The sequence below is a fragment of the Carboxydothermus islandicus genome, assembly GCF_001950325.1.
GTDB classification, from domain to species: Bacteria; Bacillota; Z-2901; order Carboxydothermales; family Carboxydothermaceae; genus Carboxydothermus; species Carboxydothermus islandicus.
In genome coordinates this window covers 1-1,105 of the sequence record NZ_BDJL01000105.1, presented here as the reverse complement: position 1 = coordinate 1,105, position 1,105 = coordinate 1, and the positions used below count along the sequence as shown (strand labels likewise).

The window sequence follows — 1,105 nt, the reverse complement described above, 5'->3', positions numbered from 1 at the left end:
GATTACTTTATTTTGATTTTGAATCTTTGTCATATCTAAAAATGGTGTAATATCTTTATATTCTAACTCTAAATAAGCTTTATACTGGGTATCATAAAATTTCTCTATTGTTTCCTTGATTAGAGCATAATCATCTTTTTCGTTTATGCTGCAACTCAAACTTAATATTGATATGACTATAATAAAAATTATTATATTTATTTGTCTCATAATATTACCCCATAATTTTTTCATATCTACAATATTTCTCTAAAATGGCTTGGGTTAAAATATCTCTTATTTCCCCCATAGTCACTAAAATAAAAATAATCATTTACAGTATGTTGGGCAAATTTTTGAGTATTTTTATCTACTAAAATTGCAGTATGATTATAAATACCATCTTGTTCAAAATCTATTTGCATTATTCCACCATTATTCAACTGACTAAAACTAGTAACAATAGTTACCCTTGGTCCAGGAGTATCTATTGATTTGTAACTTGTCATGTAGGACCAAAAATAAGTAACACTTTCCCAGTTTCTTGAACCACCACCAGATCCCGCATACCACCCCTCCGTATAACTTGAACCTGGTACCATCATTACTTTGTTAGCAATATCTGTCGTTGTATCATTTGCACCAAAACCATACCACAAAACTTGCGACGCAAAATTAGTACAATCACCAACATTTATCGGAGCTGTATAAAATTTTGGGTTTGGATTTTTTACATATTTATTTGCATAAAACACAGCTCTATAAGAATCATAGTTATGATTTTGAGCAGGTAAGCTAAAAATAGATACTAAATTTTCTTTATTTTCATCATAACATTTAATTTCTTTTCCATTTTTACTCTCAAAATCTGCATCAATACTTTTTTGCATTTCCTCCAAATTTAATTCTGGCAATTTCTTCGTTTTTGATATTTCAAACATTTCTAATTTCATATAATCATGGTTAATAATTTTCCAATTACCTTTTTCTTTTTTCAGTTCAAAACTATTTATCCCGGAACTAATAAACGGAGGATAAGCTTGCTGATTATCAATTTCCAATACTAAAATTACCTCAGCTTTATTATTTTTTACTTCAATTTTCTTATAATTAAAAGTTACTGGAA

General features: G+C 28.1%; 1 protein-coding gene and 1 pseudogene. Both read right to left on the bottom strand.

From position 1 onward, the window contains the following. Positions 1-210: pseudogene (locus tag ciss_RS13610) on the bottom strand (hypothetical protein); the annotation flags it as partial. Between the two features lie 26 nt (positions 211-236). After that, on the bottom strand, positions 237-1,105 hold an 869-nt coding region (locus ciss_RS09670), incomplete at its 5' end, for an amidase domain-containing protein (protein WP_075866118.1).